Genomic DNA, 20,857 nt, shown 5'->3' with positions numbered 1-20,857 from the left:
AATGTCACCGATTCGTGCCGTGCTGATCCTATCGGTGTCGGCAGCGGTCGTTTCCGCTTGTGCATCGAAGAAGGTGCCGCCGCCTGAGATTTCCTATGACGCTGCCGACTTCAAACCGGCCGCGATCGAAAAAGCGCCGGAGAGGCCGATTAGAATTGTCGAGGTGCCAAAACCACTGCCGCTGCCTGGCCAAATGCAGCCCGAGCCCGGCAAGGCCGAGGACAAGCGCCCTCCTGAAGAACGCGTCGCTGATGCCAACAAAGCCGCGACCCAGCAACCCACCAAGTACGGGTATGTTAATGCAGTGCAAGTCTACCCCTTCACCGATGGCGCGCTTTATCAACTCTATGCCGCGCCGGAGCGCGTGACCGACATCGCTCTGCAGCCGGGCGAGAAACTAACCGCCGTGTCGGCTGGCGACACCGTGCGCTGGGTCATTGGCGATACCGCAAGCGGCACCGGTGACAATCAGCGCACCCATGTTCTGGTAAAACCCTTCGCGCCGGGTCTTGCCACCAATGTCGTCATTACGACGGACCGGCGGACCTATCATTTGCAGCTTCAAAGCACCGAGAAGACCGCAATGGCGGCAATCTCCTGGACCTACAGCCAAGACCAGATCATCGCGCTTCGCCAGCGCAATGCTCAAGCCGAGGCAGTTACACCGGTCGCGTCGAACATCGCGCTCGAAAACCTTCGCTTTCGCTACTCAATCAGTGGCGACACACCGCCCTGGAGACCGACGCGAGCCTTCGACGACGGCAGCAAGGTCTATATTGAGTTCCCTCGTCGCATAGATCAGGGCGAGGCGCCACCACTCTTCATCGTCGGCGCAGATGGGAGCAGCGAGCTCGTCAACTATCGCGTGCGCGGCAACTATTACATCGTCGATCGGCTCTTCGCCGCGGCCGAACTTCGCCTCGGCACCAAGCGGCAGCAGGTGATCCGCATCAGCAGGATTGACGGCAGGCAACCGCAACGGCGGATCTCGCTCTTTCGCGGCAGCCGGCGAGGTGAGGGCTCATGATCGAAAATTCCCGCTCTGGCATCCCGCCGAAACTGGATCCCGAGGAACTGCAGCTTCGGGCCTCTCCCCGCCGCGTGGTGCGGTTCAGGCGCGGTGTGATCATCGCTATCGCAGCGCTCGGATCCGGCGCTGTCTTCGGCGTTACCATGATCGCCCTCCAGGGGCCGGCCCTTCGCATCAGGGATCAGGCGGAAGATCTCTACAACACTGAGCGCAAACCAACCGCCGAGGGACTCGATACGCTTCCCCATGACTATTCCGGCATGAAGCCAAAGCCTCCCGTCCTTGGGCTACCTTTGCCGGGCGACCTCGGCCGCCCCATCCTCGAGCGGCAGCGCCAGCTCGGCATCGTGCCGGGCCAAGACATCTCGGCCGAGGAGCAGCGTCTAGCGCAGCAGGCGATCGAAGCGCGTGAATCGCGGGTGCTTTTCCGCGTCGAAAATCGAGCTCAACAGACAGATGTCGGAGAGAGCGTGCAAACTGCTCAGCATCCATTTGAGGCGCTTCCCCAATCCGAAGCAGGACGCGCGTCAGCCTCGGTGGCGGCGGCGGAAGGCGACCAGAACAATCAGCAGCGAAAGCTTGATTTTCTCAGCCAGCGGAGCACTGGCGGGATCTACAATCCGCATGCGCTTCAGACGCCGATCTCGCCATATCAACTGATGGCTGGCAGCGTGATTGCCGCCAGCCTGATCACCGGCATCAATTCCGATTTGCCGGGCCTTGTCGTCGCGCAAGTCACCGAAAATGTGCACGACACGGTCACGGGCAACATATTGCTGATTCCGCAGGGCTCACGTCTTATCGGCGTCTACGACAGCGTCGTCGCGTTCGGGCAAAAGCGAGCGCTGCTGGTCTGGCAGCGCATTCTGCTGCCCGACGGCTCGTCGGCCGAAATCGACAATCTGCCCGCGAGCGACACCGCCGGCTACGCAGGGCTGGAAGACAAAGTCGATTTCCACACTTGGCAGATGATCAAGGGAGTGGCGCTTGCCACATTGCTCGGTGTCGGCACAGAATTCAGCCTCGGCGAAAACGAGAGCGATCTGGTCAAGGCGATCCGGGAATCAGCCCAGCAGAACGCCAGTCGAGCCGGCCAGCGCATCACCGAAAAAAACCTCAATATCCAGCCCACCATCGTCGTCCGCCCAGGTTGGCCACTGCGCGTCATCGTGCACAAGGACATCGTGCTGCGGCCATACGCCAGTTGAGCAGGAGTTATCATGGCTGACCTGAAACTTGGAAAACTTCCGGACCGAACAGCTTCGAAGATCACCATTACCGTCAGCGCGGAGCTGAGCCAAACACTCAAGGAGTATGCTGCACTTTACCGTCAGACCTATGGTCAGTCTGAAACCGTGGCAGAACTCATCCCTTTCATGCTGGCGGCGTTTCTGGAAGGCGACCGAGCCTTTGCCAGGGCCAGAAAAGAACGTCTGCCGACGGAGCTTGCCGGAAAATCGTGACTCCTCCGCTAGGGCAGCTGGAACATTGCCTAGCTGTCGCGACCTACCTGCTCCTCGCGAAGCATAGGATCAAACCCCTTGGAATGTAGGTATGCGCAAGAGAGGATGTGGAAGGAGATACCGCGCAACAGCCTAAGTTTGCATTTTCGATTTGATGCGGTAGTCGCCTATGAGCGGTCAAAACGAACGCAGCTGGTTCGCCGATCGACCAAACGGCGAGCGCACTGTGCTTTGCTCAGACCGCCACCGAGTGCCTCGCCGTTCCCCCTTTGAAATATGTATCGAACTTGGCCGCGATGGTTCGAATGAAGGGGCGACTTTCAGTCCGTACGAGGAAACTGTCACCATCGAATTCAAGCGCTCGGGCAGGATCGTGGAGTGCGATGGACCTCGAGCGATGAAGGAGCTGCTCGCCGGCTTTGCCGAACCGCTCCACCAGATCGACTGCCGAGAAGGCAAAATCACACATCAGCCGCTCGATGATCCAGCCACGGACGCGATCGTCGTCGGAAAGGGCAACGCCGCGGACGGCAGCCAACCCGCCATCCGCAACCATGCGCCCGTACCCGGCAGTCGAAGCCATGTTTTGCACGTAGCCTTGGCGAAAACGACCGATGGACGAAGGGCCAAGTCCGATCAGTGTCGGGCAGCGATCCTCAGTGTAGCCCTGAAAATTGCGATGCAAAACCCCTGCGCGGGCCGCTATGGCCAGCGCATCGTCGGGCTTCGCGAAATGATCGAGTCCTATTGCCTCATATCCCTTGGCGACAATTGCCCGCGCCGCGAGTTGAGATTGGGCGAAACGCTCAGTGGGACTCGGCAGCCATGCCTCGTCGATCATCGTCTGATGCTTCTTGAACCAGGGCACATGTGCGTAGCCGAACAGGGCCATCCGGTCTGGCTCCAAGGTCAGTGCCTGCGCCACCGTGGAACAGATCGTCTCGCGTGTCTGATTCGGGAGCCCGTAGAGCAGGTCCAGATTGACCGATTCGACGCCCCGCGAACGAACCCCGTCGACGACTGCCTTGGTCTGCAAAAAACTCTGCTCACGATTAATTGCTTTTTGCACTTGCGGATCGAAATCCTGCACGCCGAGGCTCGCCCGGGTTACGCCGATTTGAGCAAGTGCATCAAGGCGCGCCTTGTCCATGTCGTTGGTTTCGATTTCGATGCTGACCGTAGCATCCGGGAGAAAGTCGAAGCTGTCCCGCAAGGCCGCTCCAAGAGCAACCATATCATCGGGCCTCAGAATAGTTGGCGAACCGCCACCGAAGTGGATTGCACGGACATGTGCCTTGCCGCTCAGCAGACCGGCAATCGTGACGATTTCGGCATTCAGCGAGCGCAGATAAGCGGCCACCGGCTCATATTGGTGCGTCTGCTTGGTGTGGCAGGCGCAGAACCAGCAGAGCTTGTCGCAGTAAGGAATGTGCAGGTACAGCGAGATTTCGTCGCCGCTTTCCAGCGTCTCCAACCAGCCACGGTAAATGGCAGCATCGATCCCCGAATGGAAATGCGGCGCCGTCGGATAGCTGGTGTAGCGTGGGACGTTCTCGCTGAGTTTGACAGCTATTTCCGATTGCATCTCGCGTTCACCGTGTTGCCCGCCGGAACACTGCACGCATCGCTGAAGCAGACCCTGATCTCGATCAGCCGCGCTCATGGACAAACCGCCGCAGGATTTCTCTACCCTGGATGGGTATCCTGCCGGCAGTTAGGATCGGGTAAGGCGAACGCATGACCTTTCGGCAAGACATTCATAGTTCCGGCATTCCTGTTCTTTGCTTCCCTTGCGAGGCACGGCGTCGCGGTGTCTGCGGTGCGCTCGATCCAGACAATTTGGTTGGGCTCGCCAAGACTTGCTCGCGTCGCCGGATCGAGTCAGGAATGGAGTTGACCGGCGAGGCACAGAACGTCGACAGCTACTCCAACGTGCTTTCAGGCGTTGTAAAGCTATCAAAGAGCCTGTCGGATGGGCGCCAGCAGATCGTCGGTCTCCAGTTTGCACCGGATTTTCTGGGACGTCCTTTCAAGGTGGAAAGCTCGATCAATGCGGAAGCGGCAACAGCAGTCACGCTGTGTTCGTTTCCGCGAGCGGCCGTCGAACGGATGATGAAGGCGTCACGGGAATTCGAGCATCGCCTGCTCAAACAGACGCTGAATGAACTCGATGAGGCGCGCGAGTGGATGGTGACGCTGGGGCGCAAGACAGCTCCGGAAAAGGTAGCGACTTTTCTCCTCATGATGGCCCGGAATATCGATTCCAGTCTCGATGCGGCTTCCGGGTCGGCGTCCTTCGATCTGCCGCTGACGCGTGTCGAAATGTCTGATTTCCTTGGAATCACCAACGAGACCGTGAGCCGCCAACTGACGCGATTGCGGGCTGACGGGGTGATTCGGATTGAGAACGCACGCCATGTGACGGTGGACAGCATAAGCCGTCTGGAGAAGCGCTGTGGCGGCGGACGCGAGCGGCCCTAAGCGGCGAGGCCATGTCGCATGACTCCGGGGCGGGCCGTGTTTGCCTTTTAATGCGATGTTGCCGCGCCTTCGACGAAGCGGCGTCACGGTCGAGACAAACAGCTTTCGGGCTTTGATAGGAACGTGACCAATCGCCAGGTGTGTTTCGGCACATACCGGCGAAGCATGGTCCTTAATCTGCCACGGCTCGGCGGAACGATCGCGTTCGTTTCCAATGGGATCCGAACAACGTTTGGCAGGGCATCGGCAATAGCATCCAACGCGCGCAGGGCCTCAGCTTTCGCCTCAGCGATCGCGTCTGCGCCCGCCCAACCCAGGGAACGCCTTCCATGAGGGGGGTGAGCCCGCGCTGCGTTCCTCGTTCATTCGCCACCTGCTGATTGCGCCGCCGACACAAAATCTTGCGGCCTGACATAGATCAGGGCGAGGGGGCGGCGGCTGCGCGATTAGTGCGCTGCGGATTTGGCATCCACCAGATTCGAGATCGGGATCTGCAATGAAATTCGGCACAGAGATCGTCCTTCTAAGCGTGTTCGCTTTTGCGGCCCTGGTGGCCGCCGGCTTCGGCGTGGATGAACCTTTCCGCCGACACATGTGGGTGTTGTTCTTCGCAGTGGCTGGTTTCACTGCGATCCTGTTGCGCAACACGGAGTTCAAGCCAGCAGCTCCGATTGACCCATCCGCTTACATGGATGGTCCGATCCGCTACGGCGCGATCGCCACCGTGTTCTGGGGTGTCGTCGGCATGCTGGTCGGCGTGGTGATCGCGCTGCAGCTCGCCTACCCCGATCTCAACATCCAGCCCTGGTTCAATTTCGGTCGTTTGCGGCCGTTGCACACATCCGGTGTCGTCTTCGCCTTCGGCGGCAACGCGCTGCTTTGCACGTCTCTGTATGTCGTGCAGCGCACCTGCCGCGCCCGCCTCTTCGGCCGTGATCTGGCCTGGTTCGTCTTCTGGGGCTACCAGCTGTTCATCGTCATGGCCGCGACCGGCTACCTGCTCGGCATCACCGAGGGCCGCGAGTACGCCGAACCCGAATGGTATGTGGATGTCTGGCTGACCATCGTCTGGGTCGCCTACCTCATTCTGTTCCTTGGCACGATCCTGAAGCGCAAGGAACCGCATATCTACGTGGCCAACTGGTTCTACCTGTCGTTCATCGTCACCATCGCGATGCTGCATGTGGTCAACAACCTGTCCATACCAGTCTCGTTCCTGGGCTCCAAGAGCTACTCCGCCTTTTCAGGGGTCCAGGACGCCTTGACGCAATGGTGGTACGGCCACAACGCGGTCGGCTTCTTTCTCACCGCCGGCTTCCTCGGCATGATGTATTATTTCGTGCCCAAGCAGGCGAACCGGCCAGTCTATTCGTACCGGCTGTCGATCGTCCATTTCTGGGCGATCATCTTTCTCTACATCTGGGCCGGGCCGCATCACCTGCACTACACCGCCTTGCCCGATTGGGCGCAGACGCTCGGCATGGTGTTCTCGATCATGCTGTGGATGCCGTCCTGGGGCGGCATGATCAACGGCCTGATGACGCTGTCCGGCGCCTGGGACAAGCTGCGCACCGATCCGATCATACGCATGATGGTGATGGCCGTCGCCTTCTATGGCATGTCGACCTTCGAAGGCCCCATCATGGCGATCCGGGCGGTCAATTCGCTGTCGCATTATACCGACTGGACGATCGGCCACGTCCATTCGGGCGCGCTCGGCTGGGTTGGCATGATCTCGTTCGGCGCAATCTACTACATGGTGCCGAAGCTCTGGAACCGGCAACGGCTCTACTCGTTGCGGCTGGTCACCTGGCATTTCTGGCTGGCGACACTTGGTATCGTTGTCTACGCCGCGGTGATGTGGGTATCCGGCGTCATGCAGGGCCTGATGTGGCGCGAATACGACGAGCAGGGCTTCCTGGTCTACTCCTTCGCCGAGACCGTCGCCGCCATGCACCCCTACTATGTCATGCGCGCCATCGGTGGGGCCATGTACCTCTCCGGCGCGCTGATCATGGCCTGGAACATCACCAGGACCATCCTCGGCCACCAGCGCGAGGAGGAGCCGATGCCGAGCCCCGTCGCCATCCGACCTGCGCGATCAGGAGCCAGGTAATGGGCTTGATGGACAAACACGCAATCATCGAGAAGAACGCCACGCTTCTTCTCGTTGGCTCGCTGCTCGTGGTGACGGTCGGCGGCATCGTCGAGATCGCGCCTCTCTTCTATCTCGACAATACGATCGAGAAGGTGGAAGGCATGCGCCCCTATTCGCCGCTCGAACTTGTCGGGCGCAACATCTATATGCGCGAGGGCTGCTACCTCTGTCATAGCCAGATGATCAGGCCGTTCCGCGACGAAGTTGAGCGCTATGGCCACTACAGCCTAGCTGCCGAGTCCATGTACGATCACCCCTTCCAGTGGGGATCGAAGCGCACCGGGCCGGATCTCGCCAGAGTTGGCGACCGCTACTCGAATGCATGGCATGTCGCGCATCTTACCGACCCGCGCTCGGTGGTGCCGGAATCGATCATGCCGAGCTATGGGTTCCTGAAAGACACGCCGATCGACGTGAAGGATTTCTCAACGCATCTGGTCGCCAACAGGCTTGTAGCCGTCCCTTACACCGATGACATGATCGTCCACGCCAATGCGGATCTGGCGGCGCAGGCCGATCCCAATGCCGACACATCAGGCCTTGAGGCGCGTTACCCAAAAGCCAAGATCGGCGACTTCGACGGCAACCCGCAACAGGTCACCGAAATGGATGCCCTGCTCGCCTACCTGCAGATGCTTGGCACACTGGTCGACTTCAAAAATTACGACGAAGCCGCCGGCTACCGCTGAGGAGAACGCTGATGACCTACAATTTGATGCGGGCGTTTGCCGACAGCTGGGGCCTGGTTGCGATGGCGCTGTTCTTCGTGGGGTGCATCGCCTTTGCCCTACGCCCCGGCAGCCGAAGGCTGGCCGACGAAGCGGCCCGCATTCCGCTCGAGGACGAGTGATCATGAGCGACGAGCATATCGATGAAATCTCTGGCGTCTCGACCACCGGCCACGAATGGGATGGCATCCGGGAGCTGAACAACCCGCTTCCCAGATGGTGGGTTATCACCTTTTACGTCACCATTGTCTGGGCGATAGGCTACACCATCGCCTATCCAGCATGGCCTCTGTTGCACTCGGCGACGAAGGGTGTGCTCGGCTATTCCAGCCGCAACGAGGTCAGGAACGAGCTGACTGCGGCTGAGGCCGCCAAGGGCAAATATATCTCGGCGGTGGAGTCCAAGAGCGTCTCGGAGATCTCCGCGGACGACGGCCTGCGCGAATTCGCAATCGCCGCCGGTGGCGCCGCTTTCAAGGTCAATTGCGTACAATGTCACGGCTCCGGCGCCCAAGGTTCCAAGGGCTTTCCCAATCTCAACGACGACGACTGGCTATGGGGCGGCAAGGCCGAGCAGATCCAGCAGACGATTACGCACGGCATCCGCTTCGCATCCGATCCGGACACGCGCCTGTCGGAAATGCCGGCCTTCGGCGACATCATTACCGCCGACCAGATCGCACAAGTCAGCGCCTACGTGGCCAGCCTTTCCGGCAAGGTCCGCGATGCAAGTCTGATCCAACCCGGCGCCAAGGTCTTTGCCGAGAACTGCGTCGCCTGTCACGGCGACAATGCAAAAGGCAACAGGGAATTCGGCGCCCCCGACCTGACCGATGCGATCTGGCTCTATGGATCCGGTGAGACAGCCATCGCCGCACAGGTCCGTGCGCCAAAACAGGGCGTCATGCCGGCCTGGGTTGGCCGTCTCGGCGAGATCAAGGTCAAGGAACTTGCAGTTTATGTCCATTCGCTTGGCGGCGGAGAATAGGAATGGAAGTCCTATTCTTCGGTCCCCCCTGCCAAGCGGACGAGGCCCGGCGTGAGCCGGGCCTCGACACCATCCCTAATGCGATCTGCACAACCCGGCAAGGCTATCCTACCGCGAGGCTTTACGACAGGTGCCCCTGACATTGGCTGGGAAAGTGGAGTTGCACATGCGTGATAAGACGCAGTTGACACGGCTCGAAACAGAAACTGTCAATTCCGCCAAAACCCGCAAGCCGCTTTATGCCGCGCGTCAAAAGATCTTTCCGAAGCGCGCCTCGGGCAACTTTCGTCGCTTCAAATGGCTGGTGATGACGATCACACTTGGCATCTACTACCTGGCTGCGTGGCTGCCTTGGGCTCGCGGTCCATTTGCCCCGGACCAGGCAGTCCTGCTCGATCTCGCGAACCGGCGCTTCTACTTCTTCTTCATCGAGATATGGCCCCAGGAATTCTTCTATGTGGCCGGCCTCCTGGTCATGGCGGGCGTCGGTCTTTTCCTGATCACCTCGACTGTCGGCCGTGCCTGGTGCGGCTATGCATGCCCTCAGACGGTGTGGGTCGATCTGTTCCTCGTCGTCGAACGTGCGATCGAGGGGGACCGCAACGCCCGCATGAAACTTGACGCAGGTCCCTGGACCGCGCGCAAGCTCATGCTGCGTGTGTCCAAGCACACCATCTGGCTGGTCATAGGGGCGGCGACTGGCGGCGCCTGGATCTTCTACTTTGCCGATGCACCGACGCTGCTCGGCGAGCTCTTCACCGGCACTGCGGCGCCCGTCGCCTACATCACTGTCGCCGTCCTGACGGCTACCACCTACACGTTCGGCGGTCTGATGCGCGAACAGGTCTGCACCTATATGTGCCCGTGGCCCCGCATCCAGGCGGCCATGCTCGATGAAAATTCCCTCACTGTCACCTACAATGACTGGCGCGGCGAACCGCGTTCGCGCCACGCCAAGAAGGTGCTGGCCGCAGGCCAGCCCGTGGGCGACTGCGTCGACTGCAATGCCTGTGTCGCGGTCTGCCCGATGGGGATAGACATTCGCGACGGCCAGCAGCTCGAATGCATCACTTGCGCGCTCTGCATCGACGCCTGTGACGGCGTCATGGACAAGCTCGGCAAGGAGCGTGGGCTGATCGCCTATGCGACGCTCTCCGACTACAACGCCAACATGATGCTGGCGACTGCAGGCGGGTCCAGCTCAGTCAATCCATCGCTGATCAGGACCGCTGATGGCCTGTTCTCCGACAAGGTGGCGCATTTTCACATCCGCAAGATCTTTCGGCCGCGCACCTACGTCTACATGGGCTTGTGGTCGCTGATCGGCCTCGGCCTGCTCTATTCGCTGCTGACGCGCGATCGGCTCGAACTGAACGTATTGCATGATCGCAATCCCCAGTTCGTCACGCTGACCGACGGATCCATCCGCAATGGCTATACCGTCAAGCTGCTCAACATGATCCCCGAGCCGAGGACGATCGTCGTAACCATGCAGGGCCTTGAAGGCGCTGACATGGTCGTCGTCGGCGACGACATCCCCGCAGGCCGTTCCTTCGCCATTCCGGTCGAACCCGACCGCCTGAAAATGCTGAGGGTCTTCGTTCGCCAGCCGGCGGACCAGATCCGCGCTCCGGCACAGACCTTCAAGTTCCGCGTCGAGGACAGAGCCAGCTTTGAGTCGAACGAGTACACCGCCACCTTCAACGCGCCGGAGCCCCTCAGATGACTGCCAATGTACAAAAGCCTCGTGAATTCACCGGCAGGCACATGCTGGTCATCATCCTGGCCTTTTTCGGCGTGGTCATCGCAGTCAATCTGACCATGGCAACGCTCGCCAGCACAAGCTGGACTGGCCTCGTCGTCGAAAACACCTATGTGGCGAGCCAGCAATTCAACAAGAAGGCCGAGGAAGGACGGGCGCAGGCAGCACTTGGCTGGACCGGCAAGCTGACCATCGCATGGGGCGAAGTTCGCTATGGCCTCGCCGACGTCGCCGGCAAGCCGGTTCCCTTGCACGGCGTCAAGGTGCTGTTTCGCCATCCCGCGTACGAGAAGGAGGACAAGTCGGTCACCCTCGCACCCGCCTCGGGCCAGGAATTCGCAGCCCAGCACATGCCGAAGGACGGCGTCTGGATTGTCGAAGTCGACGCCGACGCCGGTCTGGACAAACCGTATCGCGACGTCCGCCGGATCATGATTTCCAATGGAGCGCTGCAATGAGTTGTTGTGCACCGGGCGCCGAAATGGCGCTTGATCTGGTCAACACCGGATCGGTCCTGCCGTCCAGCCAGGAGATCAGGCTGGCGAGCCGATCGCTTGGCGATGATCTTCACCAGACCGATCTTTCAGTACCGACGGTTCATTGCGCAGGCTGCATCCAGACGATCGAGACGGCGCTGGGAAAGCTCGATCGCGTCGAGAGCGCCCGCGTCAACCTGTCGACGAAACGGGTCTCTGTCCGGTGGCGTGGTGACGAGGTCCCACCGTTCGTCGTCGCGCTTGGGCGGCTAGGCTACCAGGCGCATCTCTTCCCTTCCGAGGTCGGCGACAAGGACAGGACGTTATCGGATTTGATCCGCGCGGTCGCGGTTGCCGGCTTTGCGGCGGGCAACATCATGCTGCTTTCGGTCTCGGTCTGGTCCGGCGCCGAAGGTGCTACCCGCGACCTGTTTCACTGGGTCTCGGCGCTGATCGCCATTCCTGCCCTCGCCTTCGCCGGCGGCATCTTCTTCCGTTCGGCCTGGAATGCTTTGCGCCATGGCCGCATGAATATGGACGTGCCGATCGCGGTCGGTGTTTCGCTCGCCTACGCCATGAGCCTCTACGAGACGATCAACCATGGCGATCACGCCTATTTTGACGCGTCGGTATCGCTGCTGTTCTTCCTGTTGATCGGCCGCACGTTGGATCACGTGATGCGCGAACGTGCCCGGACCGCTGTGAAAGGCCTGTCCCAGTTGGCCGCACATGGCGCCATGGTGCTGCGCAGCGACGGCGCGCGCGACTATTTGCCGGTCGGCGAGATCGAACCAGGCATGCGGTTGTTGATCGCAGCCGGTGAGAGGATCCCCGTCGACGGCAAGATCATCCAGGGAACGTCGGATCTCGACTGCTCGCTGGCCTCAGGCGAAAGCACGCCGAAAAACGTGGCGCCGGGCGAAGCAGTTCAGGCCGGCGTGCTCAATCTTACCGGCCCGCTGACGATTGAGGCGACAGCCGCCGCGAAGGATTCGTTTCTGGCGGAAATGGTTCGTCTTATGGAAGCCGCAGAGGGCGGCCGCGCGCATTATCGCCGGATCGCCGATCGCGTTTCAGCGCTCTATGCCCCGGTGGTTCATCTCACAGCCTTCGCGACGTTCCTTGGCTGGATGGCGGTGACCGGCGACTGGCACCGGGCGATAACCATCGCCATTGCCGTTCTGATCATCACCTGCCCGTGCGCGCTCGGCCTCGCCGTACCGATCGTTCAGGTGGTCGCCGCGCGGCGCCTGTTTGAGAACGGCATCATGGTAAAGGACGGTTCTGCCATGGAGCGCCTGGCGACGATTGATACAGCGGTGTTCGACAAGACCGGAACGCTCACGCTCGGCCAGCCCCGGCTGGTCAATGCATCGTCGATCGATCCGGCCATGCTGGCAGTCGCGGGAGACATGGCTACGCATTCCCGCCATCCTTTTTCAAAGGCCATAGCCGGTTTTGCCCATCCCGGCGGGCAGTACAAATTTGATGCCGTCACCGAGCATCCAGGGTTTGGAATCGAAGCCACTGGAGCCGGAAGCACCTGGCGGCTAGGCCGACGCGGATGGGCTGGATGGAGAGCCCGGACCGGTGGTGAAGGCAAACATGGCGGAACCGTGCTGACAAAAGACGGGTTCATTGTCGCGACCTTCGATTTTGAGGACGCGCTGCGCGCAGACGCCAAGGCGGCGATCGGGCAATTGAGCCATGCCGGGGTGTCAGTGGAAATGCTGTCGGGCGATACTGCGGGTGCCTGCGGTGAAGTCGCAGAAATGCTGGGTGTCAAGGACTTCGTTCCGTGCCTGCTGCCATCCGGCAAGGTCGAGCGCATCGAGACCCTGGCGAAAGACGGACACAAGGTTCTGATGGTTGGCGACGGCCTCAACGACACGCCGGCGCTCAGCGCGGCGCATGTCTCGATCGCTCCAGCTACCGCCGCCGACATTGGCCGCAATGCCGCCGACTTCGTATTCCTGCGCGAAAGCCTTCTGGCAGTGCCTCTCGCGCTGGACGTCTCGCGCAAGGCGGGACACCTGATCCGCCAGAACATCGCGATTGCGATCGTCTACAATGCGGTGGCAGTACCAATCGCCATCCTCGGGCACGCCACGCCTTTGTTAGCGGCGATTGCCATGTCTGCCTCATCGGTGCTTGTTATTGGAAACGCATTGCGCTTGCACGGCTTCGGGGCGAATGCGACGCTGCAAGTTATTCAAAAAGTCGGACGCTCCGCAGTCAGCTATTCGGCATAATCCTCGTGACGACGTTGCTCTATCTCATACCAGTGGCCCTTTTTCTGGGTGCACTGGGTGTGTCCGGCTTCGTCTGGGCATTGCGAAGCGGTCAATACGAAGATCTCGACGGAGCCGCCGAGCGGATACTAATTGATCGGGACGACAAACCGGAACGCTGATTTCAATCCGCTGTGCATAAGATGCGCGGATCGCGCTCGTCAGTCGAGCCGGCTCGGTCGGGAACAAGCTGTCCATGCTCCATGCTCCATGCTCCATGACCATCTTGACCTAAGCTGCACACTACATTTGTGAAAAGCCTCTGTCGTGCGAAGGACTGCCTCCCATTGCACCCAGTATGAGGCGGCTGATGCCACGAGAGTACCTCGCGTGGCCGGACGAGAGCTTGGCCATGTGCGCACGGGTTCCAAAGTGGAACGTCACGGTCGATCACCTGACCGTGAACCGCCAGTGCCGATTGGTCATGTCTGGCTGATCCAGATCAGGGTCATACTCATCGGTGTGTTCTATTGACCAGTCTTCGACGGAGAAATGCATGACTTACGGAAAGATTGGTCGTCATTATCAGCACCTTCACGGTTCTGGGTTTTCTGTCGTGTGGTCGGCCATGCCTTGTGCTTACGGCGCAGCCATTAGCTGACCGGCGTCGTGTGTATCTCGCTTGCTGGCTGACCATCCGCGTGGCTGCGCGGACACGGGGGCCGATCAACAGCTTTCGCCTTTGATGGGTTGTGTGCGTCGAAAGTGGCCTTCTTTGGGCTGACTTCGTAGAAATGTTCCAGGGCTCGCATCCAGCGCCGAAGATCCTCGTGATGTCAACGTGCTGCGGAGCATCATCGGGGTTGGGACGTGCGTTTTCGAGATCGATCAACCGTCCGAAGTTGATCATTGGTTCGAGTGACGCGCGCTATTTCGACGACTATGTCGCCGCGTGGGCTTTGCTCTATCGGCGACTGAATTGCAAGGACATCGACATCGAAGCCATGCAGCAGGTTCTTGATGAGATATGCGCGGTCGTGGATAAAAGTTTCCGCTACCTTGGCTGGGATGACGAGAGAGAGCGCTACGTTCGATACCCTCGCAAGAGAGCCCGCTTCGACGTCGTGGAGCGTGAGTAGTATGCGCAAGGGTTCCAGGTGGAATGTGGCGATCGATGCGGCGCGGCCGTGGCTGACCAGCGTCGCGAGTGTCTCGCTTGCTGGCGGCGATCTGCGCGGCTGCGCGGCCAAAGGGCGGGATCGGTTAGCCGCATCCACCTCTGAGCGCTTTGAGTGCTTCGTTGCCGATCGATGCGAATCTCCCGGCCCAGCGCCTTTAGGCAATGCGGCGGCCACGGAGCTCATGTCACTCGGCTCAGTTCCACCGTTACACGAGGATAGGCGACCGGATGGCGGCACGCTGATGGGCTCTGACGATAATTTTGACATCGTTGTCGTTGGAGCCGGCCCGGTCGGCCTTTCGTTCGCTGCGTCGCTTGCCCAAAGCGAACTCAAGGTGGCAGTTGTTGAACAGAACACATTCGATAGTCTGGCGAATCCGGCTTTCGATGGTCGCGAAATCGCGCTGACCAACGCTTCGATCAGAACCCTTCGCGAGCTCGGCGCCTGGGATGTCATCCCGGCTTCGGACAAATCAGCACTTCAAGGCGCGCGCGTGCTCAACGGCTCGAGCGCATTCGCTCTTCGTTTCGATCCTCCCAGCAACTCTGGAGAACCGCTGGGGGTTTTGGTTCCAAATTGCCGGATCCGCGAGGCGCTGTTCAAAATCGTCCGCTTGCAGGATCGCGCCCGGCTGTTGTGCGGCCACTCGGTCGTCGATGCAACAAACAGCCAAGAAGGAGCAGTCGTAACGCTCTCTAATGGCGCGCGTTTAACTGCTCGGCTGGTTGTTGCCGCGGATTCGCGTTTGTCCGCCACGCGTGATCTGCTAGGCATCGGCGCCGATATCAACCGGCTTGGCCACTCGATGCTGATTTGCCGAGTGAGGCACGAGCGCGCCCACCACCAGATCGCCATCGAATGGTTCGATCACCATCAGACGATAGCGATGTTGCCCCTCGCGGAGGGCATGTCGTCGCTGCTGCTCACATTGCGCTCAAACGAGGCCTATAGACTGCTTGCCTTCGATGATGATTTGTTCCTGTCGGAGTTGACGAAACGGTGTCGAGGGCGCCTTGGAAAAATGACCTTGGCAAGCAAGCGCCACACCTATCCGCTGGTCACGACCTGGGCGCACAAATTCCGGGCGCCGAGCGCCGCACTCATCGGCGACGCTGCCATCGGCATGCACCCGGTGACCGCTCACGGATTCAACATCGGTCTCAGCAGCCAGAAGCAACTCGCCCGTGGAATCATGACTGCGTGCCGCGACGGCCGCAATGTTGGCGACCCCGACATGCTGCATATATACGAAAGGCGGCTGCGCCTGTCGGCGGCGCCGCTCTACCATGCAACGAACATATTGATTGGACTCTACTCCAGAGACCACCTGGCGGCACGGCTTGCAAGGCATCTGGGGCTTCGCTTTGCCCAACATGTTCCCCTTGTCCGGCATGGGATATCGGCGGAGCTCCAGCGGTGATACTGCACCAGCAGTCGCATTTTTGCGCGTGCTGGGCGAGCGATGGGAGAGAGTGCATGATGCACCGGAGTAATCCTGCTCCCCGACGCTGATCTCCGATTGAAGAATTAACCCGTCCTTCAGGGGGGCTGCATAGGCTGCGGACAAGCAGGAGTAAGCAAGCTGACCCGTCCAGCCTTGGAAAAGAAGATCCGCTGGAGGCGAGAATCCTTCAGGACCAGCTCGCTGATCTGAGGGCAGGCCTTTTCGTCTCAATGCCGATAAGCATTGTGCTGTCCGGGCTGATTTTGACCGTGCAGGCCCTTTCCGGGAACGGTCTTGCTGGCGCGGCCTGGTTTTCGGTCGTTAATGCGATAAATGCCGCCCGCCTTGCACTCGCCCGTCATCAGCTGAAGGAACCCGGAGTCCAGGATGATCTGACACGGGTTTGGCTGCGGCTTCGCTGGTTTGGCAGGCTTGCTCTTCTGGCGGGATTCACCTGGTCATTCCTTGCCATCCTAACGGCTGGATACACGACGTCTCAAGCATCGCTGCATCTAATAATTCTGGCGGGCATTTCAGCTGGCGCGGTCACGTACGGCAGCTCATATGCTGCGGCAGCGATATGCTTCATCACACCGCCACTCCTCATTGCCGCCGCATGTTTGCTGACGAAGGGAGCCCCGGAAAACTACATTCTGGCTTTTGCCGTCCTGCTTTTCGAGGGCGGCCTGGTTCGATCCTCGTTCGTTGGACAAGCGCGCTTCCGTGACGCGAGCCGCCTGAGACATCAAGCCGAGCGGCTTGCCGCGGAAATGGAGCGCAATTCCAGGGAGGACCATCTTACCGCGCTCCTCAACAGGCGGGGCCTCGAACATGCAATCGATCAGTTTGAGAACACCGATGGACCCTTTGTGGCCATGCTGATTGATCTGGACGGGTTCAAATCTGTCAACGGTACCTACGGTCACAGAACGGGTGACGAGCTGCTTGCCAGGATCGCCCGCCGAATAGAGGAAGAAGCACCGGAGGGCTCAACGCTCGCCCGCATCGGTGGGGATGAATTCGTGCTGGTTTTTTCTTCGCGAAAGAATTCTCCTTCTCCCACCAATCTCGCGTCCAATCTCATAGCCAAGCTTGCTCGCCCCTATCCTGGGATCGCATCCGTCCGCATTGGAGCGTCTATAGGAATCTACTTGGCTGAAAACCCCGGACTGACGGAAATGTTGTTGCGGGCCGACATCGCCCTTTACACAGCTAAGCGCCGCGGCAGGAATGAATTTTGTCTGTTCGGTGCCGAGCTAGCCCGGGAACTGCAACGCCGCCAGTCAATCGAACGCGATCTTCATTCGGCGATAACGATGAGAAGCTTGGTCGCTTGGTTTCAGCCAATCGTAAGACTCGAAACTGAAGCGTCGTCGGTTTTGAAGCCTTGCTAAGATGGTCTCACCCGCTTCACGGTCCCATTTCTCCGCCCGAGATCATGACAGCGGCACGCGAAACTGGAATGCTTCAGCTGCTAACTCAAACGGTATTCGCCGACTGTTGCGCTCTTATCGAGGGCTTGGTCAAAGCTGACCGTCGTGATGTTCGTGTGGCGATGAATGTTTCACCGCGCGAGTTGGAAGCTGGCGATATTGACGAGATGATTCTTAATGGTCTGGCGGCAAAAGACCTCCCTGCAACGATGTTCGACATCGAGATTACCGAAGAAGCCCCAGTGGATCCGGACAGAGTGGATGAAAAGCTCGGCCAGCTTTCACATGCTGGCATTTCTATCGCGCTCGAGGACTTCGGCACCGGTTTTTCGACGTTGGCATCGCTCAAGGACAGTCGGATCAGGAAAGTGAAAATAGATCAGGGCTTCATTCGCGGCTTAGCCAAGTCCCGGGAGAATCGGCTGCTTGTCAAAGCGGTGATTGACCTTGGTAGGACGCTCGGGATCGAGGTCATGGCCGAGGGCGTTGAAACAGAGGCAGATCGGCAAACTCTGTACAAGCTTGGCTGCAGAACCGCGCAGGGCTTCCTGTTCTCTAAGGCAGTGCCTCTCCATTTGGCACTTGATTCGGTAGTAAAAGAGCACGCGAAGGAGTTGTGACCGGCCTCTCCGTCCGTGCTGCTCGCGGAACTTTCATGTGGGGTGGACCTGACGCGCGAAAGCCGTTTCGGACGGTAGAGTTATTACGGGGGCGAAACTGAGCACGTGGTTTGGATAGCAGCAATCCGGTCCACCGGCGCACATGCAGCGGCTTCATACAAGCGTTCAAGTTGCGAGATGAGCTTGAGTGAACGACGTCGGAGAATTGCGTCCCTTGGACGCTGGTTTCGCGGTTCCCGTAGGATTCGATTACGGGAAGCGTTCTTGGCTGCTTCTCGGCTCAGCGCTCATCTGGATGAACAACGTACCCGCGGTCAAGGTTTTCGCGACCTCAACCCAGTCACCATCCCGCAACAGCAGCGGTCGGGTCCTGATCAAGCGCTCAGCCTCAGCACAGGTGCTGGAGCAACGGTAGAGCGCGGAAAACGTGTATCGGAATGCGCTGGCTCACCATAGGAAGCTGCCACGGCATGTCGAATGTCCCCAGGGGGCGGGACCGTTCCCTTGCATTTGTCTCGATGACGGGCTCTCAAAGCTAAAGCCAAGAGAGCTTTATAAAAATCGCACCCGATCGGCTGCGCAACGACGACCAGCTGAGGCCCGATCGGGTGCTAAGGTCGTGCCAAAAAAGGCGCGTCACTGTCGCATTTCTAGCCGGCTTGCGATCGGACGTCATCTCTTGGCGATCGTTGCCCCTTCTCTCAAATGCGCTTAGCGGCGCCGACGGCGAATAGCGCAAGCTTTTCCACCCGTTTCTACTCCACTACCGAGACTCGTCACCAACCTCCTTTTATTCGCTTCCATATGGCCCATCCTGTCTCCAATCGAGGAGGAGCGCGAACATGGGCCAAGCCGTAGAACGTCTCAGTCTCGGGAATTCTTCTGCTCGCCAAACTGCCGTTGTCACCGGCACCATATTTGGCAGGGTGACAGTGAACGACAAGATATCAGGCGTTCTTGTCTGGGCTGAACTATGCTTGCAAGCCATAACCCAAAAATCGCCGATCCCTTTGAATTCGAGCCGGATGAATGGGTGTTTCAAAATTTTTGGCGGTTTTAGGCAGAACCCTCCGATGGCCCGCGTACCGGTCAAGCTTCGTGAGCACTTTAGGTTCGTCGATCAGGCATAGGTTTGTATCCCATGCCACATGCTGGCCGTTTGCCTAGTTCGGAAGCCCTCGAGAGGCGTTGCTCGTCTTGGTATGGCGTCGCCCCTTTTTCCGATCCATCGGCCACGGAGCTAGAATGCTGTCTAGCTGTTGCCGCCTACTTGGTCATCCGGCATGGAGATGCCTATATACCGACCTTCGAAAGGCTGGAATACGAGGTCGAACAAATGCGGCGGAAGCTCGGAAATCGCGAGCGAGCGCAGCGCGTGCTGGCCACGCTCAACCTAAATGGCTCGGACAGCTGGAGCCGTGAGGTTGGTTCTCAAGGCCTGGATGGCGCCGCAATCACATTCGCCCGGGCGGGGTAAAAGCGATTTTTTGAAGCCACTCGCGCTTTTGCGCTAACGAAGGTCCCGCGCCGTATTTGGGCCGGATCCATTTGTGGCCCATCAGAGAAGCAATTACCTTCTCCGGCGCCTCAACTGCCGTCAGCCGGTCCTCGAAAGTGTGTCGCAGGCTATAAAGACTATGCTCGGAAGTCGGCAGAAGTTCCTTGCTGGCGAGCACCTTGTTGACGAGCGCTGAAAGTGACGCGGCCTTGTCGCGATAACGAGGAAAGCCGTCCGGATGGAGCTTGATGGCTGCAAGTGCGCCGCCAACCAAGGGAATGTCACGGGCTGAATGACCGGTCTTCAAGCGACGGCCATTGGGGCGCACCCGCACATGCGGGATTTCTTGATCGAGGTGGATTGTTTCGGTGGTGAGGTTTGCCGCTTCAGAAAGCCTGAGTCCGGTATCGGCAATCACATAGATTAGATGGCGGGCTTCGTCATTGAGTCCGTCGAGCGCGCCTTCAGCGAGTATCTTCTCCTGAATGAACTCCGCTGTGAACGCAGCGCGTTGCCCGGGGACGGCGCCGGAAAGACGCAGGTTTCGAAAAACCGGCTCCAGCTTGAGCTGGTGAGTCAGATCGACGACGCGCAGCATTTTCGAAACATGGCCGATGTCCTTGTTGGCCGTACCGATATCAAGTCCATCCTCAACGATCCGCTTTTGCCACCACTCGCGGAACGCGATTGCGTCGTCCCGAGTGAGGCTTGCGATCTCCTTGTCGCCAATGACTCCAACCAGATTGGCAACTGCGCGCTTTTTGGGGTTACGCCATTTCTTGATTTGGTTAGGCGACATGGTCAGCAAGTTCTGTTGCTCGATCGTCTCGAATTCCTTGATAAGACCGCTCAGGCGGACCGCTGGCCGCTTCTCCCCACCCATGACGGCCGAGACGTCCTGCGCGTCCTCGATCGATTTTTTGTCGAGGAGCAGCTTGATACGGGCCATGAGTTCGTCGAGCGGCCCCGCTGCTAGTTCCTCGTTAGAGCGATAGGCCAATCCAAATGACCGCGCGCGCTTCCTCGCGGCTTCGAAACGCAGCCCCGCCTCGGCGGATTGGCCTTCCCGCAGTCTACGCCAATACGCCTCCAGCCCCGCGCCGAGGCTTTGCACTGCATCTCGCGCCCGTACACCGCGGGGATCGTCAGCCACGGCGACGCCCGTGGAAATGCGTACTAGGCAGCGGCGATCAAACGCCGCGAATTCCTTCGGCACCCTGCGGACGAGATACCAGATGCCTTCACGTTTATGCGGCTTTGGCGCTGCGGAACGTCGCATTATCTTTCTCTAATGTTACACAGTTTGTTACACAGTCTAAGATAAGTTTCGCTTCGCGCTGGTCAAGCGCAACAAGGAAGCTTTT

General features: G+C 59.5%; 18 protein-coding genes. 16 read left to right on the top strand and 2 right to left on the bottom strand.

What is annotated here, in order from left to right; genetic code table 11:
- Nucleotide 1: 1 nt before the first annotated feature.
- The 3 genes from trbG to EN869_RS06705 are packed head-to-tail and all read left to right on the top strand — an operon-like array spanning nucleotide 2 to nucleotide 2,493.
- Complete coding sequence (gene trbG, locus EN869_RS06715) at nucleotides 2–1,027, top strand: P-type conjugative transfer protein TrbG (protein ID WP_127232321.1); 1,026 nt, start codon at nucleotides 2–4, stop codon at nucleotides 1,025–1,027.
- Nucleotides 1,024–2,238 (top strand): TrbI/VirB10 family protein, encoded by a 1,215-nt coding sequence (locus tag EN869_RS06710; protein WP_126057785.1) that lies wholly within the window; start codon nucleotides 1,024–1,026, stop codon nucleotides 2,236–2,238. Before trbG ends, EN869_RS06710 begins: the two co-directional genes overlap by 4 nt.
- Nucleotides 2,239–2,250: 12 nt before the next feature.
- Nucleotides 2,251–2,493 (top strand): DUF2274 domain-containing protein, encoded by a 243-nt coding sequence (locus tag EN869_RS06705; RefSeq protein WP_126057786.1) that lies wholly within the window; start codon nucleotides 2,251–2,253, stop codon nucleotides 2,491–2,493.
- A gap of 235 nt (nucleotides 2,494–2,728) precedes the next feature.
- Here EN869_RS06705 and hemN read toward each other — a convergent pair whose 3' ends face one another.
- Nucleotides 2,729–4,078 carry an oxygen-independent coproporphyrinogen III oxidase gene (gene hemN / locus EN869_RS06700; RefSeq protein ID WP_126059321.1) on the bottom strand — a complete coding sequence of 450 codons (1,350 nt, stop codon included), beginning with the start codon at nucleotides 4,076–4,078 and terminating at the stop codon, nucleotides 2,729–2,731.
- Between the two features lie 152 nt (nucleotides 4,079–4,230).
- Between hemN and EN869_RS06695 the strand changes: the two genes are divergently transcribed.
- From EN869_RS06695 to EN869_RS34980, 13 genes are all read left to right on the top strand, one after another.
- A complete protein-coding gene (locus tag EN869_RS06695; RefSeq protein WP_126057787.1) occupies nucleotides 4,231–4,974 on the top strand; it encodes a Crp/Fnr family transcriptional regulator in 744 nt (247 codons plus the stop codon).
- Between the two features lie 496 nt (nucleotides 4,975–5,470).
- Entirely contained in the window at nucleotides 5,471–7,090 is a 1,620-nt protein-coding gene (gene ccoN / locus EN869_RS06690; protein WP_126057788.1) for a cytochrome-c oxidase, cbb3-type subunit I, read from the top strand.
- On the top strand, nucleotides 7,090–7,821 hold the full coding sequence (gene ccoO / locus EN869_RS06685) for a cytochrome-c oxidase, cbb3-type subunit II (protein WP_126057789.1): 732 nt from the start codon (nucleotides 7,090–7,092) through the stop codon (nucleotides 7,819–7,821). Before ccoN ends, ccoO begins: the two co-directional genes overlap by 1 nt.
- A gap of 11 nt (nucleotides 7,822–7,832) precedes the next feature.
- Complete coding sequence (locus EN869_RS06680; RefSeq protein ID WP_024502864.1) at nucleotides 7,833–7,982, top strand: cbb3-type cytochrome c oxidase subunit 3; 150 nt, start codon at nucleotides 7,833–7,835, stop codon at nucleotides 7,980–7,982.
- Between the two features lie 2 nt (nucleotides 7,983–7,984).
- Nucleotides 7,985–8,848 (top strand): cytochrome-c oxidase, cbb3-type subunit III, encoded by an 864-nt coding sequence (ccoP, locus tag EN869_RS06675; RefSeq protein WP_126057790.1) that lies wholly within the window; start codon nucleotides 7,985–7,987, stop codon nucleotides 8,846–8,848.
- A 166-nt stretch (nucleotides 8,849–9,014) separates the two neighbouring features.
- Nucleotides 9,015–10,574, top strand: coding sequence for a cytochrome c oxidase accessory protein CcoG (gene ccoG, locus EN869_RS06670; RefSeq protein WP_126057791.1), 1,560 nt, complete (start codon nucleotides 9,015–9,017; stop codon nucleotides 10,572–10,574).
- Nucleotides 10,571–11,068, top strand: coding sequence for a FixH family protein (locus tag EN869_RS06665; protein WP_126057792.1), 498 nt, complete (start codon nucleotides 10,571–10,573; stop codon nucleotides 11,066–11,068). Before ccoG ends, EN869_RS06665 begins: the two co-directional genes overlap by 4 nt.
- A complete protein-coding gene (locus EN869_RS06660) occupies nucleotides 11,065–13,338 on the top strand; it encodes a cation-translocating P-type ATPase (RefSeq protein WP_126059322.1) in 2,274 nt (757 codons plus the stop codon). The genes EN869_RS06665 and EN869_RS06660 overlap by 4 nt, the downstream gene beginning before the upstream one ends.
- 5 nt (nucleotides 13,339–13,343) lie before the next feature.
- Complete coding sequence (gene ccoS, locus EN869_RS06655) at nucleotides 13,344–13,499, top strand: cbb3-type cytochrome oxidase assembly protein CcoS (protein WP_081714250.1); 156 nt, start codon at nucleotides 13,344–13,346, stop codon at nucleotides 13,497–13,499.
- A gap of 612 nt (nucleotides 13,500–14,111) precedes the next feature.
- The gene (locus tag EN869_RS06650; protein WP_126057793.1) at nucleotides 14,112–14,456 is read left to right on the top strand and encodes a hypothetical protein; all 345 of its coding nucleotides are present in this window, start codon (nucleotides 14,112–14,114) and stop codon (nucleotides 14,454–14,456) included.
- Between the two features lie 280 nt (nucleotides 14,457–14,736).
- Entirely contained in the window at nucleotides 14,737–15,918 is a 1,182-nt protein-coding gene (ubiM, locus tag EN869_RS06645) for a 5-demethoxyubiquinol-8 5-hydroxylase UbiM (protein WP_185928959.1), read from the top strand.
- A gap of 254 nt (nucleotides 15,919–16,172) precedes the next feature.
- Nucleotides 16,173–17,336, top strand: coding sequence for a GGDEF domain-containing protein (locus EN869_RS34985; protein WP_245455339.1), 1,164 nt, complete (start codon nucleotides 16,173–16,175; stop codon nucleotides 17,334–17,336).
- Nucleotides 17,330–17,995 carry an EAL domain-containing protein gene (locus tag EN869_RS34980; RefSeq protein ID WP_245454739.1) on the top strand — a complete coding sequence of 222 codons (666 nt, stop codon included), beginning with the start codon at nucleotides 17,330–17,332 and terminating at the stop codon, nucleotides 17,993–17,995. The genes EN869_RS34985 and EN869_RS34980 overlap by 7 nt, the downstream gene beginning before the upstream one ends.
- A 1,454-nt stretch (nucleotides 17,996–19,449) precedes the next feature.
- On the opposite strand, the gene EN869_RS06635 is transcribed toward EN869_RS34980, so the two are convergent.
- The gene (locus EN869_RS06635; RefSeq protein ID WP_126057794.1) at nucleotides 19,450–20,772 is read right to left on the bottom strand and encodes an integrase; all 1,323 of its coding nucleotides are present in this window, start codon (nucleotides 20,770–20,772) and stop codon (nucleotides 19,450–19,452) included.
- Nucleotides 20,773–20,857: the final 85 nt, after the last annotated feature.

Source organism: Mesorhizobium sp. M2D.F.Ca.ET.226.01.1.1 (assembly GCF_004022705.2).
Taxonomy (GTDB): Bacteria; Pseudomonadota; Alphaproteobacteria; order Rhizobiales; family Rhizobiaceae; genus Mesorhizobium.
This window is presented reverse-complemented; position numbering and strand designations above follow the sequence as displayed.